This window comes from Desertibaculum subflavum (assembly GCA_003576705.1).
Lineage (GTDB): Bacteria > Pseudomonadota > Alphaproteobacteria > Ferrovibrionales > Ferrovibrionaceae > Desertibaculum > Desertibaculum subflavum.
This window is the reverse complement of the sequence record QOZS01000047.1, coordinates 13,891-33,758: the sequence shown is the minus strand read 5'-3', so window position 1 is coordinate 33,758 and position 19,868 is coordinate 13,891. Positions and strand designations below refer to the sequence as shown.

Here is a 19,868-nt window from a genome sequence, read left to right as displayed (position 1 = left end):
CTCCGCGGCACCAGCGGGGCTTGCATGTCGGACAGGTCGGCTCGGCTATTTGATCGACTTTCAGTGCGGCATCGTGCGTCTCACCGGAACCGGCGCGTTGGCGTTGTCGGACTTTGTCCGGGTTCATGCCGAGTTGCGGCTGCGTCGTGACGCTGATCGTCTCACTGGGCATGGCGGGATAAGATCGATCGGGATACCCGGTGGACATGTGCTCGTGGGCGCGCAAGGTCTGGCCGGTCGAGTTCAGCGTATCCGCGAGCAAGAGCAGGCCTTTCAGCGGATGGTCCAGCGCGTTGCGGCCGTCCTCGCGCCGAGGTGGCAGCGTAGAGGAAGGCCGCGTCGCCTTCGAACTTGGCGAGGCGAAAGGCTGGGCGCAGGCGGCGGCCCACCGTGTCCATGAGATCGGCGATGATGTCGTGGGCGTAGTCGAACACGACACCGGCAAACGTGCTCGAAACCTTGGGCTACCAGCTACGGCTGACGAGCTTGATGGCTCGGAGAAAGCGGGAACCACTGCTCTCAAGTTCCGTCGCCGCCAGCCGGAGATTCTGCGCCAGTTGATCGAGGCGAGATCCGGACTCGGCCATCGCGGAGAGCGCGGATGGTGACGGGGGTGCCTCTGTCTGTCGCGCGGAGGCCGCGGCGATATCTGTCGTGATCTCGACCAGCCGCTCAAGCTCCGTCCTGTAGTCCTTCAGTATCGCAAGAGCGCTTCCGACACCGCTGTTGAACTGTCGAGTGAGCGCGGGATGCAGATGGACGTTTGACGCGCCACCGGTGAGGCGGTCAGGATTTTCGCTGACCGAGGATGCCGGGAAACTCGACATCGGGGCATCATGGACCACGCTTGGTCTCCTTCGATGAAGGCTGAACGATGGCCCTTCGGCCGGCAGCGCTCGAAGGCAGGACCCGGAAACCTGCCTTCCGGTCCGCCGCCTTGCTCTGGTCACGCCGCCCGCACGTCTTGGAGAAACTGCTGAATCTGCTGCCGGAGCGTGGCCGACACCTTCTCGAGGTCGGCAGCGGAGCCGCGCAGTTCGTTGGCCGCGGCGCCGGACTCGGTGGCGGCCGCGGAAACGTCACCGATACTGCGCGAGACCTCCTGGGTGCCGCTCGCGGCCTCCTGGACGTTGCGGGCAATCTCGCCGGTGGCGGCGCCCTGCTCCTCCACCGCCGAGGCGATCGAGGCCGAGATCGAGCTGATCTCCGCGATCGTCTTGACGATGCCTTGGATGGCACCGACCGAGACGGTCGTCGCCTCCTGGATGGAGGTGATCTGCTGGCTGATCTCGCCGGTGGCCTTGGCCGTCTGGTTGGCTAGCGCCTTGACCTCGGAGGCGACGACCGCGAAGCCCTTGCCGGCCTCGCCGGCGCGCGCGGCCTCGATCGTGGCGTTGAGCGCGAGGAGGTTCGTCTGGCTCGCAATGTCGGCGATCAGCTTGACCACGTCGCCGATGCGCCGTGCGGCTTCCGCAAGCTGCCCGACGGTGCGGTCGGTGTTCTGTGCGGCGGTCACCGCCTCGCTTGCGACGGTGGTCGATTGGTTGACTTGGCGGCTGATCTCCCGGATTGAGCTCGAAAGCTCCTCGGAAGCCGAAGCGACCGTCTGAACGTTCGCCGTCGCCTGCTCGGCCGCGGCAGCGACGGTAGTGGCCTGCTTCGTCGTCCGGTCGGCGTTGCCCACCATGGTGTCCGCTGTGGAGCGGAGCTGCGTGGCGGCGGCCACCATGGTGCCCGTGGCCTGTTCGGCTCCCTCCTCGAAGCTCGCGATGATCTCGCCGATGCGATTGGCGCGGGCTTCACGTGCCTTGGCTTCGGCCAACACGCGCTCTTGCTCCGCTTGCTCCATCTCGCGGCGCTTCACGTCGGCGGCGGCGGCCTCCATGGTGCGCGTTTCCATCGATTGCCGCGCGTTGTTGATGACCTCCGCACCGCGACGGAAGTCGCCGAGGATGCCGCGAACCAGGAAGGCACGATAGAACTTGCCCTCGCTCGCATATTGGAGCGAGGCGCCTGATTCGCGCACGAAGGCGTCGGTCAGGTCGAGCAGCCGGTTGATCGAGATCAGCACGGCGCCCTGCTCACCGAATTTCTCCGTTTCGACGATACGTGCCTGGAGGTCGCCCTTGGCGGCCTTGGCGCAGACGTCGCCGGCGGCGGCGATAACCTCACGATAGGCGGCGAGCTCGCTCTCGGCCCGCTCCATCCTTGAGCGCAGGTCATTTCCCGCGCCCGAAGCATTGCGCTTGAACATGTGAACCCCTCTCCGTCCTGTCGTTGTGCGACGCGGCTAGCGTTATGCCGCCTTCAGCGTCGAGAAGATGAAGCGGTCGTATTCCGTGTTCTGAACCCGCAGCATTTCGGCAAGCATCTGCTCCGCGGCGGCGAGACCATCCTTGCGGTTCGCGGACCGACCCTCCTCGATCAGGAGCTTTTGATAGATCGGCTCGATGGTCGCGAGGGCGGATCGATCGGGCACGCGCCGATTCGAGTGAAATCCGATGATGCGGCCGGCGGCGTCGAAGCTCGGTGTCACATGGGCGAGGACCCAATAATGATCGCCGTTCTTCGCCATGTTCTTCACGTAGGCGAAGATTTCCTCGCCCTTCTGGATCGTGTCCCACAGCAGCTTGAAGACGGTCCGCGGCATTTCTGGATGCCGGACGATGCTGTGCGGCTGTCCGATCAGCTCGCTCTCCGTGTACAAACCGACCTTGCAGAAAACGTCGTTCACGTAGAGCAGGCGACCGCTGGTGTCCGTCTTGCTCACGATGATCTCATCCTCGCCGAACGTGCGCTCGCGACCCGTCGGCTCCACCGCGTACTTGGTCATGTTTCCCTCCTCCGCGACGCCTTTGCGAATCCCCGCTGTCCGGCAGGTGGCCGCAACGATCCATCGCATCTCGCGAGAAGATATAATGAGGACTCCACATTAAAATTTGCTTACCATGTAAACGGACTTTCCTCTTCCCCCACTGGCCGCTGACGGAGATGTCCGCTGACGGAGATGTCCGCGGACGGAGATGTCCGCGGACGGAGTCAACGGAGCTTGTCGGGCACCCGAACGCCAGCCCGTCTGCTCAGGGCTTCGCGCAGCGGTGCCTAATCTTCCACGATCTCGACGATGGTTCCGGCTCTGTGGCTCGCGGTGACCGACTTCCAGTATTCGCGCGTGTAGGCCGAGAGCGCGAGGTCCATGTCGAGTGAGACGACTCGTGTGAAGGCGGCCAGGACGCGGGGCACGAGGCGGGATGGCACCGCATCGCACACGAGGCGGATCAGCTCACAGTGAAAGAAATTGTACCCCGCGATATAGAGGTAGGGCGGTATTGCCTGGACGTAGTGCACCTCTCCAACCTTGATGGCACCGCTGACGTAGTCGTCATCGAAGGTGGACGAGAAGAGGCGGAGCCAATGCGCCTTCTGGCGAACTTTCAGGCGCTCCACCACACCCGGATCGCCGAAAATGTGCCGACCCTCGGGGAGCGAAAACATGTGCGCGTAGAAGCGCTCGATGATGTGGTCGAGCCCCGCCACCAGGATCGGGAGGAAGCGCTGCATCTCTGCCCGGGCATCGTCGTCGATGCCCAGAAGCCTCAATCTCGCCCCGATACGCGGCACACCCCGCATTGATTGCTCCTCACTCTTGCTCTTGACGTTGCGTGGATTGATTCCCGCTCGCGGCCTGCGGGGCACGCTCGCGAAGAAGCCGCGCCAACCGCGCCGCGAGGTCGCTCACACGGAACGGCTTGGGCAGCAGCGTTTCCTCCGTGATCAGCTCCTCGCCGACTTCGGTGTGCTTGCCGACGAAACCGGAGGTGAAGAGGAGCAGCAGATCCGGGCGGATCGTCTTCGCCTCGCGGGCGAGATCGATGCCCGAGCGCCCGCCCGGAAGCATCACATCGCTGAACAGGAGGGCGATGTCCGGACGCGCACGCAGTGCCGCGGCGCCTTCGTCGGCGGTCGCGGCCTCGACGGTTTCAAAGCCGAGCTCCTGCAGGGCCGACACCGAAAAGCGCCGCAGTGCCGGATCGTCCTCCACGACGAGGATGACGCGCCCTGCACCGATCAGGCTGCGCTCGTCCGACCCGCACGCGCATTCGCCGCAGACGCATTCGGCCTGCCCTCCGGCAGCGGCGCGAGGCAGCAGCAGGTGTACCGCCGTGCCGCGCCCCGGCGCGCTCTCGATGCGCACGTCGCCGCCCGACTGACGAACGAAGCCGTAGACCATGCTCAGCCCCAGGCCAGTGCCGGCGCCCACCTCCTTCGTCGTGAAGAAGGGCTCGAAGGCGCGCCCGAGCACGGCGGGGTCCATGCCGATCCCGTCGTCGGCGACCATGATCTGTACATAGTCGCCGGGCGGAAGGTCGGATACCTGGTCGGCAGGCACGGCGTCCAACGACCGATTGAGGGTCGTGATCCCTATCGTGCCGCCGGACGGCATCGCATCGCGCGCATTCATGGCGAGGTTCATGAGCGCGCTTTCCAACTGCACTCGATCGGCCCGGCAATGCCAGGTGTCCGGCGCGAGATCCAGCGTCATGCGGATGCTCTCGCCGAGAGATCGTGCGGCAAAGGCGGCCAGCTCTTCCACCAGGTGGTTGGTGTCGATGTCGGTCGGCTGAAGTGACTGGCGGCGAGAGAAGCTCAGGAGTCTCTGGACGAGCGCCGCGGCCCGTTGCGTTCCCGCGATGGCGCGCTCGATCAGCTCCCGCGGCCGGGGCATGTTCTGCACATCGCGGATCGCCAGATCGAGATTGCCGATGATAACGCCGAGGAAGTTGTTGAAGTCGTGCGCGATCCCACCGGTGAGCTGGCCGATCGTCTCCATGCGCTGGGATTGCCGCAGCTGCTCTTCCATCTGGCTCCGCTCAGTCACGTCGGCGACCACGGTGAAAAACCCTGCAAGGCGACCGTCTTCGAGCCGGTGCGGCACGTACTGGACTTCGACATGTCGCGTGCGGCCCCCCGGATAGGTCAGCGTATCCTCGAACCGGACGAATTCGCCGGCGAGGCCGCGCCGCACGTAGTTGTGCACGCGGGCGTAGGCCTCGGGCAGCAGAACATCGCTCACCTTGCTGCCGATGATGTCGCTGACCGGCTTTCCATACCACAGGGACGCCGTGCGATTGGCGAAGCGGTACCGCTCATCGCGATCGACGTAGGTCAGAATCATCGGCAGGTTGTCGGCGACGAGGCGGAGTTCCTGCTCGCTGCGCCGCAGCGCCTCTGCCGCATCGCGCAGGCGCGCCTCCGCGTCACGGCGCCGCGAGATGTCGTAAATCCCCGTGATGACCGCTGGCACGCCATCGAGCTCGGTGAGCGCCGCGGAGAGCATCAGCCAGACAGGCGTACCGTCAATGCGTCGGCATTGCAGCTCGGTCTCGGCAACGTGCCCGTGGATCCGCAGTGTGTCGATCAATTCGAGCCAGTCGTGGGCATCGTGATAGAGGTCCGTCGTCCTGCGGCCGATCAACGCCGCGGCAGAACTGCCGTGCATGCGCGCGAGAGCCTCGTTGACGTAAAGGATCTCAGTGTTGTCGAGCCGGGAGACGCAGAGCCCAAACGGTGTGGCCGCCGCCAGCATGCGGAACCGCGTTTCGCTCGCCTCCAGGCGTTCCTGCTGGCGGCGTCGCTCGGTGATGTCGCGCATGGCGCCGACGAAGCTGCGGGTGCCGTTGTTGCGGATTTCCCCGATCGTGAGCTCGATGGGCAAGGTGGTGCCGTCCTTGCGCCGGGCGATCAGCTCCCGCGCCCGCACTCCCATGATGCGGCTCTCGCCTGTCCTAAGGTATCGCTCGATGTAGCTGGGGTGCCGCGAGCGGTCGGGATCCGCGGCGATCACCGCGATGTCCTGGCCGACGATCTCCGCCTCCCGCCAGCCCAGCGCCTGCTCGGCGGCCGCGTTGAACGATGTTACGCGGCCCCGCTCATCGATGGTGATCACCATGTCGGCGATATTGTCGAGGATGCCACGCAGATGTCGCTCACGTTGGACCAGTGCGGCAGTGCGCTCGTCCACCCGGCGCTCCAGTTCGGTATTGACCCGGGCCAGGTTCTCGGTGGCGATGACCTCCGCGGTGACGTCGATCAGAATTCCCAGGAAGTAGAGTACGCGGCCGCCCTGATCGCGGATCGGGCTGACGCGCAGGTCGTTCCAGAACAGGGCACCGTCCTTGCGGTAGTTGAGCAGGCGGACGGCACAGGGCCGTACCTCCTGGATCGCGCGCCTGACCTCGTCGAGGGCGCGGGCGTCGGTGCCGTTGCCATGGAGAAAGCGGGCGTTCCTGCCCTGGACCTCTTCGGGCGCATAGCCGGTGATCGTGGAGAACGCCCGATTGACGTAGATGATCGGAAGGTCGGGTCGCGCGGCATCAACGAGAACCACGCCGACGGATGCGGCGTTCATCGCCTGGCCGAGCAATTCGCGGACGTTTTCGGTGAAGGTTGCGACGGGGCCTTCACCTCGGAGGGCGTAGAACCACAGAGCCGCCATCAACGTACAACACACGGCGAGCAGGAGGGGGCCGGCCACCATCACGCGCGCACCGAGGATTCCCTCGGTCCCTTCCCTGGAGCCGAACCAGACGGTGCCGGCAAAAACGAGCCACCCGACGCAGGTCAGCGCCAGGGCAATGCCCGCGAAGCGCCGCTGACAGTGACGCTGGGCCGTCAGAACCCGAAACACCTCGGTCGCCAACAAAGCTCTTCCCTCCCCGCGGCCGTGCGCAGCAGCGCGCCGGACCTATCGATTTTCTTGGAACGCCCCCTCAAGCGATCAACAACCGCCGCACGCATCAGCCACCTTCCTGATGCCGCCATCACGAAACTCATGATGAGGACTCCACATTGTCGGAAGATAGTGAGGAGTCCTGATTAAAAGTTTACCAACGATCTTATCAATGAAGTGCGCGTGTATGGATTGTTCGGGATGCGGCCGTCACCGCGCCCTCAGCGCACCAGTGCCCGCTGAACGGCGTCGCGCAACTCGGCGATGCGAAATGGTTTGTGCAATACCTCCACCGCGCCCAGAGCACGCGAGGCGGAGAGCGAGATGGCCGCGGGAAACGACGCGCCACCTCCGGACATCGCGATCACAGGCACGGTCGCGCCGGCTTCCCGGATCGCCCGGATGACTTCAAGGCCGTCGGCCCCCGGCATCAGCACGTCAGTGATCACCAGGTCGAATTGATGGGCGCGATAGGCAGTCAAACCTTCAACACCATCGGCCGTCACCGTCACGTCATATCCGTCATCAATCAATGCTTCGGTCACCAGTCGTCGGTGTTCGGAACTATCGTCGATGATGAGGATCTTCGCGTTCATCGGCCGCGCAGTCCGCATTTGAAAGGTTGACGTCTTTTCCATTCTTTACTAAAAACATGTTCCTCGCAACATCGGCGCCGATTTGCGCGGCGGCGGTCAGCGCCGGGTCGTCGAGCATGGCGAACGCCTCGGCAAGTGCCTGCAGGGGATCGCGCTGGAGCATGTCGCGTCCCCTGGGCGTGAGGGCGAGGACCACGCCGCGGCCGTCGCTCTCATCGCGCTCCTTTGTGACGAGCCGCTTGCGCACCAGCGCGGCAATGGTCTGCGAGGCGGTGCTTGCCGAGACCATCTGGAACCGGGCGAACGCCTTGACGGAGCGCGAGCTGTCGGACGCCGAGTGAAGGTAGCGAAGCGCGTTCCATTGGGCCGGGTTGAGGCCCAGCGTGAAGGATGATGTATGAATCGAGCGGACAATATGCTCAAACAATTCCGCCACGGCTGCAGCAGAACTTTGCTTCTGCCGCATGGAGCGCGACGAATGAACGCTCCTAACTGAAGTCAAAACGCCCCTCCGCAGCGCGCATGACGATCATCCGAATGGCAAAATTTGAGCACGGGAAGACGCAATTCACGCTACCAGCCAGATTTCAAACCGACAACCATGTCCCGACTAAGGGTTTTGAATCTCAATTCACCGCACGACGTCTCTCCACCTCATTGTTTCACGCCCGATGGTGCGGGCCGATCCCCGCCAGACATGGCACATCGCCTTCGTCTGGGATGGTAGTCGGGTTCCGGAGTGATTCTCTTCGCAGGGAATTGTGCCGGCGAGGCCCGGGATTTGGTAGTGTCTCAGTTTGAGTGCGGCCCGCGCTGAATGTCGTTCGACAACGTGCGCCATCGTCCCCATATTTCCGACATGGCGAAGCACCCCAAACGCCCGCGCGATCCGAACCAGCTTGCGAAGCTGATTGTCGGCATTGCGAGCGGCAATGAGGCTGATGCGCCGCCCCCGAAGGCAAGCGCAGCGGCCGAGCTTGGGCGTAGGAGCGTCGCATCAAACCCGTGAATGACGGCTGGTGGCTGTTCGGCGCCGCCGGTCCCCCATTGAAAAGTAAGGGGATTTTCGAATTTCTCTCTCAGTTCGGCGCTGACGGTTTCAGCCATCAATCGCCCGCCGAGAAAGCATGGCAGTGCATTGCCACGTGGCGATAGGCCGAGCGCACGGCCCATACCGGTTTGGCTGATAACAGCCGTCTTCTCTGCGTCGTCGAGGACGTAGCACTCAACGTCGATGCCAAACTCTTCGTTGAAGCTGCCCTTGACCGCGACAACCAGAAGCGCACGGCCTACAGCCTCCGCCACACCTATATCTGCCTCCGCCTGATGGAGGGGGCCAACATCTACCAAATCGCCAAGAACTGCCGCACCAGCGTCGAGATGATCGAGAAGCACTACGCCGCCCACATCAAGAACCGGCTCGACACCACGCTCATCAACATCCGCAAACCCAAGCCCGCGCCGAAGAGGTCAGAAGCCGTCACCCCCGCAAAAGCGGCGCCGGGCACGGAGCCGCCATCCGAGGACAGAGCCGCCTGAAGCACGGCGCGACATTGGCTCAAGCAACCGAGTGAGCTGCGCCGGGCGAGCTCAACCGCCTTAGCATTCCCGCAAGGACTCTTCGCGCATACCCTCGGATATCCGACTATCGTGACCTTGCCGCAACAGCCATCAGACGCTCGATTCCCACGGGCTCCTCCGATTGAAACGGAATCAGGGCCACGCGCTTTGCGAGATCATCCTTGACCTTCCCGATCTGAGCGATCTCCGCAACCGCGCATGCACGCAGAAGCGGATCTTGCGGCTGCGCGGCGGCCAGGCTGCCGTTGATCACCCAGGCGAACGGTTCAATCTGCGCGCGGCGGAGATCTTCTTGCAGTGCAGCGGCTTCGAGGACGGGGGGTGTCTCGGCCAGGGTGACGATCAGGATCTTCGTGTACCCCGGATCCTGCAGTAGCATCAGCGGCGTGCGGATCCTGGTTCCCGGTGTCGATTGCTGTGTCAATTGGCGATGGTAGCTTCCGGCCGTGTCGAGCAGCAGCAAGGTGTGACCGGTCGGCGCCGTGTCGATCACGACGAACTCCTTCCGCGCGCCGATCACGATGCGAGAGAATGCCTGGAAGACGGCGACCTCTTCGTAGCAGGGAGACTTCAGCTCTTCCTCGAGCAGCGCGAGCTTGTCGGCCGACATGGACGGCCGGGCGCCCTCCAGCATGCGGGACCGATAGCGCTCGACCTCTTGCTTCGGATCGATGTAGCTGACCCGGAGTCCCGGCACCTCGGGGCCGAGCGTCTCCCTGATGTGCTGCGCCGGGTCCGTCGTCGTCAGATGGACCGGACGTCCCTGCCTCGCCAACGCGATGGCGATGGCCGCGGCCACGGTTGTCTTGCCGACACCGCCCTTGCCCATCACCATGACAAGCCCGTGATCGGCACGTCCAAGCTCCTCAACTAGCGCGGCGAGATCAGGCACGTCCGGCTTGGGAGGCTGCGGCCCGGTTTCCTCCTCGCCCACCGCGCCAGGGCGGCCGAGCAGCAATCGCAGTGCCTCGATCCCGACGATGTTCCGACCCAGGAGAGGAATATCGATCCGCGCCAGACCGGTAAGTTGTGCGGGCATTCGCGCGATTGCCGCTGCGCCCCGGGCCTCAACCGCTTGGGCGAGCGGATCGCTCGGGTCAGCCGCTCTGAACACGCCGTTCAGAACCAACAGCTGGTTCTTCATTCCCAGACCGTTCAGCTCGGAGCTGGTCCGCGCTGCCTCCATCAGCGCAACTCGATCGGGCCGAGCCACCAGAACGATGGCCGTGAGCGCCGGATCCGAGAGAGCGCCGACCGCGCGCGCGTATCACTCGCGCTGCGTCTTCAAGCCGGTGAGCGGCCCGAGGCAGGAGACCTCACCCGGCGCAGTCTCCAGAAGCCCGCTCCAGGCCGCCGGCAGTTCGAGAAGGCGCAGAGTGTGGCCGGTCGGCGCGGTGTCGAAGATGATGTGGTCGAAGCGCTCCGCCCCGGCGGGATCGCTCACCAGCAGGGCAAATTCGTCGAAGGCGGCAACCTCGACCGTACACGCACCCGAAAGACGCTCTTCCAGCATCCTGATCTCGTCAGCCGGGAGCTGCCCCCGGTGCGGCGCCACCGTCCGCTCCCTGTAATCCCGTGCAGCCTGTTCCGGGTTGATGTTCATCGCTTCGAGAGTGGGAACCCCGGCGACGCCGGTCGGCGCGTTGCCGAGCGGGGCTTCCAGCACGGCGTCCAGATTGGAGGCAGGATCGGTGCTGACGATCAGCACGCAGCGCCCAAGATCGGCCAGACGGACGGCGCTGGCGCAGGCAAGCGAGGTCTTGCCGACGCCGCCCCTTCCGGTGAACAAGAGATGCCGCGGCGCCGCCCGCAAGAACGCTTCGAGCGTTACGCGGGGCCAGGCATCGTTCATGCCGCCGCCGAACCGCCCGCGGCGCCGCCGCTGAACTGCTCATAGGCCCGCAACGCATCCGCGCCGTACACGGCAGCGGGCCCGCCACCCATGTAGAGGGCGAGCGCGACCGTCTCGGCCACCTCCGCGCGGCTGGCGCCGTGCTGATGCGCCATCTTGGTGTGGTAGGCGACGCAGCCGTCGCAATGCACCGCGATCCCGATGGCGAGCGCCATCAGCTCCTTCGTCTTGGTGTCGATGGCATGGCTGGCGGTCGCCGCTACAGACAAGGCCCCGAAGGCCTTGGTGGCATCCGGGGTTCCCTGCCGAATCAGGCCAACGCCGGCCGCAACGTCGTTGGCGATCTGGGCGAAGTCCTTGCTCATGGTCCGCTCCGCTTGACGGCCATCAGTTGAGAGCTTCGAGGGCCAGCGCGATGCCCTGGCCGCCGCCGATGCAGAGCGTGACGATGCCCCGCCTCACGCCATCACGCTTCATCGAATGCAGCAGGCGCGTGGTCAGCACCGCGCCGGACGCGCCGATCGGATGCCCATGCGCGATCGCACCGCCTTCGACATTCACGATGTCGGCCGCGAAGCCGAGCTCGCGATGCACGGCGATGGCGATCGCCGCGAATGCCTCGTTGATCTCGACCCGCTCGATGTCTGCGATAGTCCAGCCAGCCCGGTCGAGTGCCTGCTTCACCGCCGACACCGGCCCGATGCCGAACATGCCGGGCTCCACCGCGCCGACGCCAAAGGCGACCAGGCGCGCCATCGGCTGCAGGCTCTTGCTCTCGGCGAAGGCGCGATCAGCCACGATCATCGCCGCGGCGCCGCTGTTCAGCCCCGGCGCATTGCCCGCCGTGATGGTCCCGTCCTTGCGGAAGGCCGGCTTCAGCTTGGCGAGGGAGGCGAGCGTCGTGTCGGGACGGTTGTGCTCGTCCTTGGCGAACGGCTCCGGCCCCTTGCGTCCCTTGATCTCGACCGGAATGATCTCGGCCACGAACTTGCCGGCGGCCTGTGCGTCCGAGAAGCGCTTCTGCGACCGCTCCGCCCAGCGGTCCTGCTCCTCGCGGCTGATCTGGTAGCGCGTCGCCAGATCTTCCGTGTGCCAGCCGGAATGTTGGTCGGAGAAGGCATCGTTCAATCCGTCGCGCAGCATCGAATCGTAGATCTGTGCATCGCCCATCTGGTAACCCCAGCGCCCGCCGCCCATCAGGTAGGGCGCAGCGTCCATGTTCTCCATGCCGCCCGCGATGGCCGCCTTGGCCTGCCCAAGCCAGACCTCCTGCGCGGCCGACGCGATCGCTTGTGCGCCCGAGCCGCAGACCCGGTTGACGGTCATGGCCGGCACCTCGACCGGCACGCCACCGCGGATGGCCGCCTGCCGCGCCGGATTCATCTTGTTTCCGGCCTGGATGACATTACCCATGACGATCGTGTCTACGTCCGACGCGGTGAGTTTCGAGCGATCGAGCACCGCCTTCACGGCAGTGGCGCCGAGCTCTGTTGCCGACGTGGCCTTGAGGCTGCCGCCATAGGTGCCGATCGCGGTCCGCACGGGATGGCAAAGGACGACTTCCGGTCTGGTCATCGGTCATCTCCTGGGCTGGTCACGAAGGTCACACCCAGGATCGACATGGCGCATTGATCGAGATCAGCGAGGTCGCCTCAAGGCATTCATCGGGCGGTATCCGGCGTCAGCCGTGAGCTCGATCTCTGGGGCTGTCCGCTCGGCGTCACGCTCGACTTCAGCCGAACCGGCAAGCCGACCGACAACGCCTTCATCGAACCGCTGATCGGCAAGTTCCGCGCCGAGTGCCAGTGTCACCACCCGTTTCCGGGATTGACACTCGCATTGCGCACGCGGGAGTTGGCCGGGTCTCGGACATCGATTCCTCGCTTGCTTCGATCTTAGTATCGGCAGCGGTACTCTCGTCGGTAAACATAACCAGAGCGCCCGCGAGCAATGATCACGACAATTTTCGTAAAATCCTAGATATCGTTTAGTCCAATTCAGCTGCTTGTCAGTCCGGATGCCCCGAGCATTCCACTAGTAATCTTTTCTTAACTCGCATACTGGAAAAATTCGCATATCAGTTGACAAAAATGATGCCGATCATTTTGGAGGAGATCCCCATGCTGCCGCTCGGGCTCGCACACTTATTGCGGAACAGCTCTCTGGTATGCGGGCGACTACGTATCGCCAATCGGGCGCCGTATCGGCAGCAGATCGGCACTCGTCCTCCAATGGCGAGCGAGCCGGCGTTGGCGGCCATCGAGCAAACCATTGTCGCGGGGTTGGGTGCCCAAGACCTCCAGATGAGGCTCGCGGGGCCAACATGGTTGTTCTTCTTCCCGACGCTCGACAAGGCGTCGGCACGGGCGCGTTGCACCCAGCTTGCGGAGAAAGTGCGCCAGCGCCTTTCGATGGACGACATCCGCTGGGGCGACTCGAAGGTGGAATGTGTCGTCATCGAAGCTGACCTCAAGCTGCTGGCAGCGGCCGGCGATCCGGCGACGCTGATTCAGACGATGCTTGACGAAGCTGGCCGAGAAGCGCTTGCCGGCCAAGCATCCGGATTGGCCGAGACAGTAGCCGAAGCGCTTGCTCGCGAGGACCAATGCACGGCGCAGGCCGTACGACATGCGTCGCAACAACGGACGTCGGAACGGCCCCCTGAGGGGGTTCTTGGCGACATTGAATTCCGCTTTCTACCGGTCTGGAACGCGTCACATGGCGTCATCGCGACGCATGGCTGCGAAGCGTTCCGGGCGGAGGCGGCCGATCTCGTGCTGCGCGGCTACGACACGCTCACGCAGGGCGAGGATTCAGCGCTCGTCGGCGACCTCGATCTCGCAACGTTCGCGCGGGCCCGTGAAGCTGTAAGCGCACTTCTACGCGCCAACGATCCCGGCATCATCAGTTTCCCCGTTCATTGGCGGACGCTCGAGCGGCTCGAACCTCGCCGACACCTCACGGCGGCCCTTGAGCAAAGTTCGCCGGAGGAACGCAAGCTGCTTGCAGCGCAGCTCACCGGACTGTCGGAGGGCACACCCGTACATCGCATACAGGAGGGCGTGAATTTTCTGCAGCGACACACGCGAGCCGTCTTTGTTCGCCTTCCGCCAAGCTTCATCCGCTTCGACGAGCTGCGCGGCAGTGGCGCCTACGGTGTCGTTTGCGACATCAGGTCGAGGGGAAGCGAGCTCGCTGAGCACATGAAGGAGCTTCGCCGCTTCGGTTATCAAGCGAAACGCGCCGGCTTGAAGCTCGTGGCGGCTGGCCTCGGAGATGTTGCCGCAGTCCATGCCGCGATTGAAGCCGGCTTCCTCAACTTGCAGGGCGATGCGATCAGTCCGGCCACTGACGAACCGCACGGAGCACGCCCCTTTGCTCTACCGGACTTGATCGCAACGGGGCTGCAGTTGGGTGCCGCTTGATCGGAAGTGTAGGAGAGCGCGCGAAGCTAGGAGCTTGACCACATCATGATCGCCCTTCGCGACATTCTGTGCCGACGTGACGGAAATATCGCCGTCGAAGTGGCGCTGGCGACACCAGTGCTGCTGATAGCCCTCGCCGGCACATTCGACTATGGGCGCGCCGTGCTGACAGATATGCGCCTCAAGGCGGCCGTACGAGCGGGGCTCGAATATGCGCAGATCAATCCAGACGACGCCGCCAATATCGTGGCCGTCGTGCGGACCGCGGCCGGCGACGCCACCCTGCCGGTGACGAGCGCGCAAGTGTGTCAGTGTGCCGATGGGACGACACTTGAGTGCACGTCGACCTGCAGTAGCGGTCTCGCGCCGGGCGCCTACATTGTCGTGAGCGCGCAGCAATCGTTCACACCTGTCTTTTCCGCGATGACGCGGCTCGTTGGCGATAGCGTGAGGGCACAAGGGAGCATCCGCGCCAAATGATCCAACGACTTCTCGGAAGATTGGCCGCTGATACGCGAGGACAAGCTCTTGTCGAGTTCGCCCTCGCCGGACCCTTTCTTATGCTCTTCCTGATTGGTCTGGTCGAAGTTGGCCGCATGCTGTGGCTCAGTCACACGCTGCAATACGCGGTCGACGAAACCGGGCGCTACGCGATGATCAATCGCACTGGCAACGCCAGCACGCTGACCGCCTATCTCACCGACAAGCTCGGCTCCAGCGAGAACGTGCACATCGAAGTAGCACAGAGCACTGCTTCAGGCGTCACCTACGTCAGCATCTCGGCCCACCAGCCATTTAGGTTCGCGGCAGGCCTGTTCGGCACCTCGGACAGCACGGTTGCCGGCAGCACCAGCGTGCCGCTGCTCCCCACGAACTGACACCTGCCGTTTTCGCATACCTTCGACCAGCAGCGACCGGCCATGTCCAATGAGGAGACGGCTGGCTAAGCACGACATTCGCTTGAATATAGCAATGACAAAATCGTTTTGGTTTCAGGTAAACGACGCGATACATTCCTATGTTTACTAAACATTTATTGAAATGATATGTATTTCAGAATAATTATCCACGATTTATCTTTCAATTATCTGCTCATTTTGTCACAATGCTCACACTGGAAGCGCACCCTTACGAAGAGGATCTTCGATGGCGACCCAGCCCTCCGCCTTCTCTAGAGGTCGTAACTATCTGCGGCAGTTGATTTGGCGGCTGCGTTACGACCAGCGCGGCACTGGTGTGATCGGTTTTGGGCTTGCCCTGCCGGCAATTGTGGGCGCGGCGGGGATCGGGGTCGAAGTCGGCTTCTGGTACATGCAGAAGCGCGATCTTCAGGTTGCCGCCGATGCCAGCGCCGTCGCCGGTGCCTTCGAACTGGCGCGCAGCAACGAATCAGAGGTCGGTACCGCGGCCACCGCGCAGGCGGCCAAGAACGGCGTCACCGCCGGCAGCGGAACGACCATTTCTGTCGTGCCGAGCACGTCAGGCCTGACTGGCTCCGTCACGGTCCAGGTCACCAAGCAACTGCCCCGAATGTTCTCCGCCATCTTCGCAGAGGGCCTGGTGAGCATCGCCGCGCGGGCAACGGCGAGCGTCGAGATCACGGGGGACGCCTGTGCCCTGGCGCTCGACGAGACGGCGTCGCAGGCACTGCTCATCCAGGGCTCCAGCACTGTCGAGATGCCGACCTGCACCTTGGCGGCGAATTCACGCCACGCCACCGCGGTGAGCATTTCCGGCAGCGCATCGCTTGCCGCCGACTCGCTCTGGTCTGCCGGCGGCATCGAGACCGGTGGTTCCGCCAATCTCACGCTGCCCGGCGGCAAGCTTGATCATATGTGGACCGTCGCAGATCCGTACGCGGCCCTGACGATCCCTGCCTTCGGCGCCTGCGATTTCCACAACAAGAACTACAGCAACACTACGACGACGATTGGACCTGCTGTGTATTGCGGGGGGGTGGCCTTCGGCGCCAACTCGAACGTCACGCTCGAGCCCGGCACCTACTATGTGGTCAATGGCGATCTGACGATGAACGCCCAGTCGGTGGTGCGCTGCAATTGCAGTGGCGAGCAGGGCATAACGTTCGTACTGACCACCAATGCTGCCGCGAGCCAGATCGGCCGGGTCGTCATCAACGGCGGCGCGGACGTGCAGCTCACCGCCCCATCCGACCCGAACGATCCCTTTGTCGGCGTGCTGATCTACCAGGATCGGCGGGCGACCAGCACGGCGGTAAACAAGCTGAATGGCGGCTCGACGATGACGCTGACCGGCGCCATCTACACCCCGGCCCAGGCCTCCGAATGGTCTGGCAACAATGGTTCGGCGTCATCCAATTGCACCCGGATCATCGCCAAGACGGTCAGCTTCATCGGCAATTCGGAACTCAACAACTCCGGATGCGAGGCGATGGGCGTGAAGCCGATCGAGGTGACGCGCGTGCGGGTTACCGCTTAGGCTGCTGCAGAGTTCCGCGACCCCACTGCAGCCAGCTTTGAAAGCTAAGCAGTTGGCAACTCGCCGCGTGCCGTGGGGCTCGTCCAGAAACGGCAGTCGCCTGGACGTCAAGCTCGCAAGTTCGTGTGCACCGAGTATCGGCAGAAACACCGGGAGCTTCTGCCTCGTCGGAACTTCCCTCGCGGCCAGCTCACACTTTGCGCGCGAGGAAGGGGTAGCCGTAGACCTCGAAGCGCTTGGCGTTGCGTTCGCCCGACGCGCCGGCGAAGGTGTCGACCGGCGGGCCGATGACGATCTCGGCAAAACCCGCTTCCTCCAGCATCTGTCGCCAGCCTGCGCACGGCAGGCCACCGGCAATTCAGGCCGTCCAGAGATCGATGTTGCGGATTGCCGCCTCGGGCACCGGCTGGCCGTTGGCAATGTCGGAGAACTGCAGATGACCTCCGGGGCGCAGGACACGCCGGATCTCGGCGAACACCTGGCGCTTGTCGGCGCACAGATTGATCACGCCGTTGCTGATGACCACGTCGGCCCATCCGTCCTCGACCGGCAACCGCTCGGCCAGTCCCGCGCGGAACTCCACGTTGGCCATGTCCATTGCAGCCGCGGTGCGTCGCGACTTCTCGAGCATCTCCGCCGTCATGTCGACACCGACGACGCGGCCCGAAGGGCCCACCTGGCCCGCGGCGATGAAGCAGTCGAAGCCGGCACCCGAGCCGATATCAACCACCTTCTCGCCCGCGGCGAGCCAGCGCAGGGAGAAGGGATTGGCGACGCCGGCGAAGGACTCGACCGCTTCATCCGGCAGCGCTGCGACAACTGAAGTGTCATAGCCCAGCCGGTCGGCGAGAAACCGGCCGGTGTGGAAATGGTAGCTGTCGTTCGGCCGCAGCGCGACGTCGCGGTACTTGCTGCTCACTTCGGCACGAAGTCGTTCCGCGTTGACCTGGGTGTCGGTTTCCATGCTGGTCCTCCATTCCGGGAGTGGTCGTGGGTCGCCATGATCAGGGCAGGCCGGCTTTCCTCAACCCCTCGAGATAGGCCTCCAACTGCTCCGGCCGCTTCAGGTAGAACAGGTGCTCCCTGGCGAAGTCGACCGAAAATCCAGGCTTGATTCGCAGCAGATCGGCGACGGTGCGATCGAGCTGCGCCCGATCACCGAGATGGCCGAGCGCGGCGACTAGATGCGCCGTCGCCCAGTACTGGGCATTCGGCACCTGCACCGCTCGGCGCGCCCAGCCCACTGCCTCTTCGTACTCGCCACGGAAGATATGGGCGAGGGAGCGGTAGGAATAGAAGGCCCAGCGGAAGGGATCGTGCGGGCTCAGCCGGATTGCAATATCGAACTGGGCGAGTGCCTCGTCGAGGCGCCCCTCGTAGGTGAGCGAGTCGCCCAGTCCGCAATAAGTCACTGCGAGGCAAGGGTTGAGCTTGACGGCGTGCTCGAGTGACGCGAGCGCCATGTCATATTCCTGGCGCGCCAGATGGACACGGCCCAGGGTGAAGAAGCCACCAGCGTCCTGATCGTCGAGTTCGACGGCCAGCCTTGCCGCGGTCAGTGCTTCATTCATCGCCGCCGCATTCGACGGCGCGTCGAAGTAGACCATGCTGAGGATGATGGCATAGGCGAGCCGCGCATGCGCCCCGGCGAATGTGGGGTCGAGCCGGACGGATTCCCGCAGCAGCTCCTGGCTCCTCCGGTTGCCCTCCGGCGTGAACCTGTAGAACTCGGCGCAGCCAAGTTGGTAGAGGTCCCAGGCGCCGAGATTCTTCCGCGGCTTCCGTTCGGCCTTGCGCTGCTCGCTCAGGCCCAGCTCCGCCTCGAGCTGCCCCGCCACCAGCTCGGAGATCTCATCCTGCAGGTCGAAGATGTCGGCCGTGCCACTGTCGAAACGCTCCGACCAGACGCTATGTTCGGTCTCCGCGTCGACCATCTGGATGGTGACGCGGAACCGGTCACCCGCCTTGCGCACGCTGCCGGTCACCAGATAGTCCGCATCGAGCTTGCTGCCGATCGAGCGGATACTCTCGGCGGAATTGCGGAAGGCAAAGGCCGGATTGCGGGCGATGACCGTCAACCAGCGGTTCTTCGAGAGCGCCGTGATGATGTCCTCGGTAATCCCGTCGGCGAGATAGTCTTCGGAAGCGTCGCGGTTGAGATTCGCGAAGGGCAGCACGGCGACAGAGGGTCGCCGGCGGACTTCACCCAAAGCCTCCTCGACGCGATCCTTCGTCTGTGCCGCGGGCTGGGCCGCCAATGGTGCGCTCCGTACATCCGGGATGAAGCGGAAGCCGCGGCCATGCACGGTGGCGATCATGCGCTGCGAAGCGCCGTCGTCACCGAGCGCCCGACGCGCGGCCTTGATCTGGCCGCTGAGCGCCGCGTCGGAGACGATGCGGTCGCCCCAGATTGCCGCGAACACTTCGTCCCTGGTCACCGTCCGGTCGCGATTGTGCGCAAGGAACACCAGCAGATCGAAGACCTGGGGCTCGACCGGAACCGGAGTCCCCGACTTGCGCAGCTGATGGCGCGCCAGGTCGAGTTCGAAGGCATCGAAGCACAGGATGCTGGCACCGCCCGCGTCGAGATCGAAGTCCACGCGATAGGCGTCGATCGGCCGGCTGATGTTCTTGACCGCCTGCGCGCCAATCGACACCAGCCGCACGGCGACGTTGGTGCCGATATGATCATGAACCTGCCGCGACAGCACGATGCCGCCGGCCGGGGCGATACGCTCGAGGCGGGCCGCGACATTGACGCCGTCGCCGTAGATGTCGTCGCCCTCCATGATCACGTCCCCGAGGTGCAACCCCATGCGCAGCAGCAAACGGTGGCCCTCGGGCGACCGGGCGTTGAGCTCGGCCAGTTCCTTCTGAATATCGACCGCGCATTGCAGGCCGCCGACCACACTGGCGAAAGTGGCGAGCGTGCCGTCGCCCATCAGCTTGATGATGCGCCCGGCATGCCGGGCGATGGCAGGGTCGATGTGGCGGGCGCGGATCTCCTTCAGCCGGTCGAGCGTGCCGGTCTCGTCGCGCTCCATCAGGCGGCTGTAGCCGACGACATCCATGGCGAGAATCGTCGTGAGCTTCCGGTCCATGGCCTCCTCCGCAGCTTGACGCAAGCCGCCACCTCTGCCTGCCCGGGCTGCAGGCATAATGTTAGAAGAACATCGATCCATACGTCACCAAACGCAGGTTGCAGAGCGCTCGGAGAGGCGCCCGCG

16 protein-coding genes and 3 pseudogenes are annotated in these 19,868 nt (G+C 64.3%); 7 read left to right on the top strand and 12 right to left on the bottom strand.

Features of this window, described 5'->3' with window-relative positions; all coding sequences use genetic code 11:
• Positions 1-464: 464 nt before the first annotated feature.
• The 7 genes from DT074_RS21160 to DT074_RS21130 form a co-directional block, all read right to left on the bottom strand.
• On the bottom strand, positions 465-845 hold the full coding sequence (locus DT074_RS21160; protein WP_162915070.1) for a hypothetical protein: 381 nt from the start codon (positions 843-845) through the stop codon (positions 465-467).
• A 101-nt stretch (positions 846-946) separates the two neighbouring features.
• Entirely contained in the window at positions 947-2,254 is a 1,308-nt protein-coding gene (locus tag DT074_RS21155; protein ID WP_119421855.1) for a methyl-accepting chemotaxis protein, read from the bottom strand.
• Between the two features lie 42 nt (positions 2,255-2,296).
• Positions 2,297-2,833 carry a PAS domain-containing protein gene (locus DT074_RS21150; RefSeq protein WP_119421854.1) on the bottom strand — a complete coding sequence of 179 codons (537 nt, stop codon included), beginning with the start codon at positions 2,831-2,833 and terminating at the stop codon, positions 2,297-2,299.
• A gap of 269 nt (positions 2,834-3,102) precedes the next feature.
• The gene (locus tag DT074_RS21145) at positions 3,103-3,630 is read right to left on the bottom strand and encodes a protoglobin domain-containing protein (protein WP_119421853.1); all 528 of its coding nucleotides are present in this window, start codon (positions 3,628-3,630) and stop codon (positions 3,103-3,105) included.
• 10 nt (positions 3,631-3,640) lie between these two features.
• Positions 3,641-6,700 (bottom strand): PAS domain S-box protein, encoded by a 3,060-nt coding sequence (locus tag DT074_RS21140; RefSeq protein WP_162915069.1) that lies wholly within the window; start codon positions 6,698-6,700, stop codon positions 3,641-3,643.
• Positions 6,701-6,951: 251 nt separating this feature from the next.
• Positions 6,952-7,326 (bottom strand): response regulator, encoded by a 375-nt coding sequence (locus DT074_RS21135; RefSeq protein WP_162915068.1) that lies wholly within the window; start codon positions 7,324-7,326, stop codon positions 6,952-6,954.
• Positions 7,295-7,792 carry a MarR family winged helix-turn-helix transcriptional regulator gene (locus tag DT074_RS21130; protein WP_119421850.1) on the bottom strand — a complete coding sequence of 166 codons (498 nt, stop codon included), beginning with the start codon at positions 7,790-7,792 and terminating at the stop codon, positions 7,295-7,297. The genes DT074_RS21135 and DT074_RS21130 overlap by 32 nt, the downstream gene beginning before the upstream one ends.
• A 351-nt stretch (positions 7,793-8,143) precedes the next feature.
• Between DT074_RS21130 and DT074_RS28175 the strand changes: the two genes are divergently transcribed.
• Both DT074_RS28175 and DT074_RS28565 read left to right on the top strand, forming a co-directional pair.
• The gene (locus DT074_RS28175) at positions 8,144-8,335 is read left to right on the top strand and encodes a hypothetical protein (RefSeq protein WP_162915067.1); all 192 of its coding nucleotides are present in this window, start codon (positions 8,144-8,146) and stop codon (positions 8,333-8,335) included.
• Between the two features lie 254 nt (positions 8,336-8,589).
• A pseudogene (locus tag DT074_RS28565) lies at positions 8,590-8,865 on the top strand (site-specific integrase); the annotation flags it as partial.
• Positions 8,866-8,971: 106 nt separating this feature from the next.
• On the opposite strand, the pseudogene arsA reads toward DT074_RS28565, so the two are convergent.
• From arsA to DT074_RS21110, 3 genes and pseudogenes are all read right to left on the bottom strand, one after another.
• Positions 8,972-10,759, bottom strand: a pseudogene (gene arsA / locus DT074_RS21120) (arsenical pump-driving ATPase).
• Complete coding sequence (locus DT074_RS21115) at positions 10,756-11,124, bottom strand: carboxymuconolactone decarboxylase family protein (protein ID WP_119421849.1); 369 nt, start codon at positions 11,122-11,124, stop codon at positions 10,756-10,758. Before DT074_RS21115 ends, arsA begins: the two are co-directional and overlap by 4 nt.
• A 22-nt stretch (positions 11,125-11,146) precedes the next feature.
• Complete coding sequence (locus DT074_RS21110; RefSeq protein ID WP_119421848.1) at positions 11,147-12,334, bottom strand: acetyl-CoA C-acetyltransferase; 1,188 nt, start codon at positions 12,332-12,334, stop codon at positions 11,147-11,149.
• Positions 12,335-12,439: 105 nt separating this feature from the next.
• Here DT074_RS21110 and DT074_RS21105 point away from each other — a divergent pair.
• The 5 genes and pseudogenes from DT074_RS21105 to DT074_RS21085 form a co-directional block, all read left to right on the top strand.
• A pseudogene (locus tag DT074_RS21105) lies at positions 12,440-12,580 on the top strand (integrase core domain-containing protein); the annotation flags it as partial.
• Between the two features lie 269 nt (positions 12,581-12,849).
• On the top strand, positions 12,850-14,184 hold the full coding sequence (locus DT074_RS21100) for an EAL domain-containing protein (protein WP_119421847.1): 1,335 nt from the start codon (positions 12,850-12,852) through the stop codon (positions 14,182-14,184).
• 45 nt (positions 14,185-14,229) lie between these two features.
• Complete coding sequence (locus tag DT074_RS21095) at positions 14,230-14,664, top strand: TadE/TadG family type IV pilus assembly protein (RefSeq protein ID WP_119421846.1); 435 nt, start codon at positions 14,230-14,232, stop codon at positions 14,662-14,664.
• A complete protein-coding gene (locus DT074_RS21090) occupies positions 14,661-15,062 on the top strand; it encodes a TadE/TadG family type IV pilus assembly protein (RefSeq protein WP_119421845.1) in 402 nt (133 codons plus the stop codon). Before DT074_RS21095 ends, DT074_RS21090 begins: the two co-directional genes overlap by 4 nt.
• A 268-nt stretch (positions 15,063-15,330) precedes the next feature.
• Positions 15,331-16,641: a pilus assembly protein TadG-related protein gene (locus DT074_RS21085; RefSeq protein ID WP_119421844.1), complete on the top strand. Its 1,311-nt coding sequence runs from the start codon at positions 15,331-15,333 to the stop codon at positions 16,639-16,641.
• 190 nt (positions 16,642-16,831) lie between these two features.
• Here DT074_RS21085 and DT074_RS21080 read toward each other — a convergent pair whose 3' ends face one another.
• Entirely contained in the window at positions 16,832-17,605 is a 774-nt protein-coding gene (locus tag DT074_RS21080) for a methyltransferase domain-containing protein (protein ID WP_438503701.1), read from the bottom strand.
• Positions 17,606-17,645: 40 nt separating this feature from the next.
• A complete protein-coding gene (locus DT074_RS21075) occupies positions 17,646-19,742 on the bottom strand; it encodes a winged helix-turn-helix domain-containing protein (RefSeq protein WP_162915066.1) in 2,097 nt (698 codons plus the stop codon).
• Positions 19,743-19,868 lie beyond the last annotated feature (126 nt).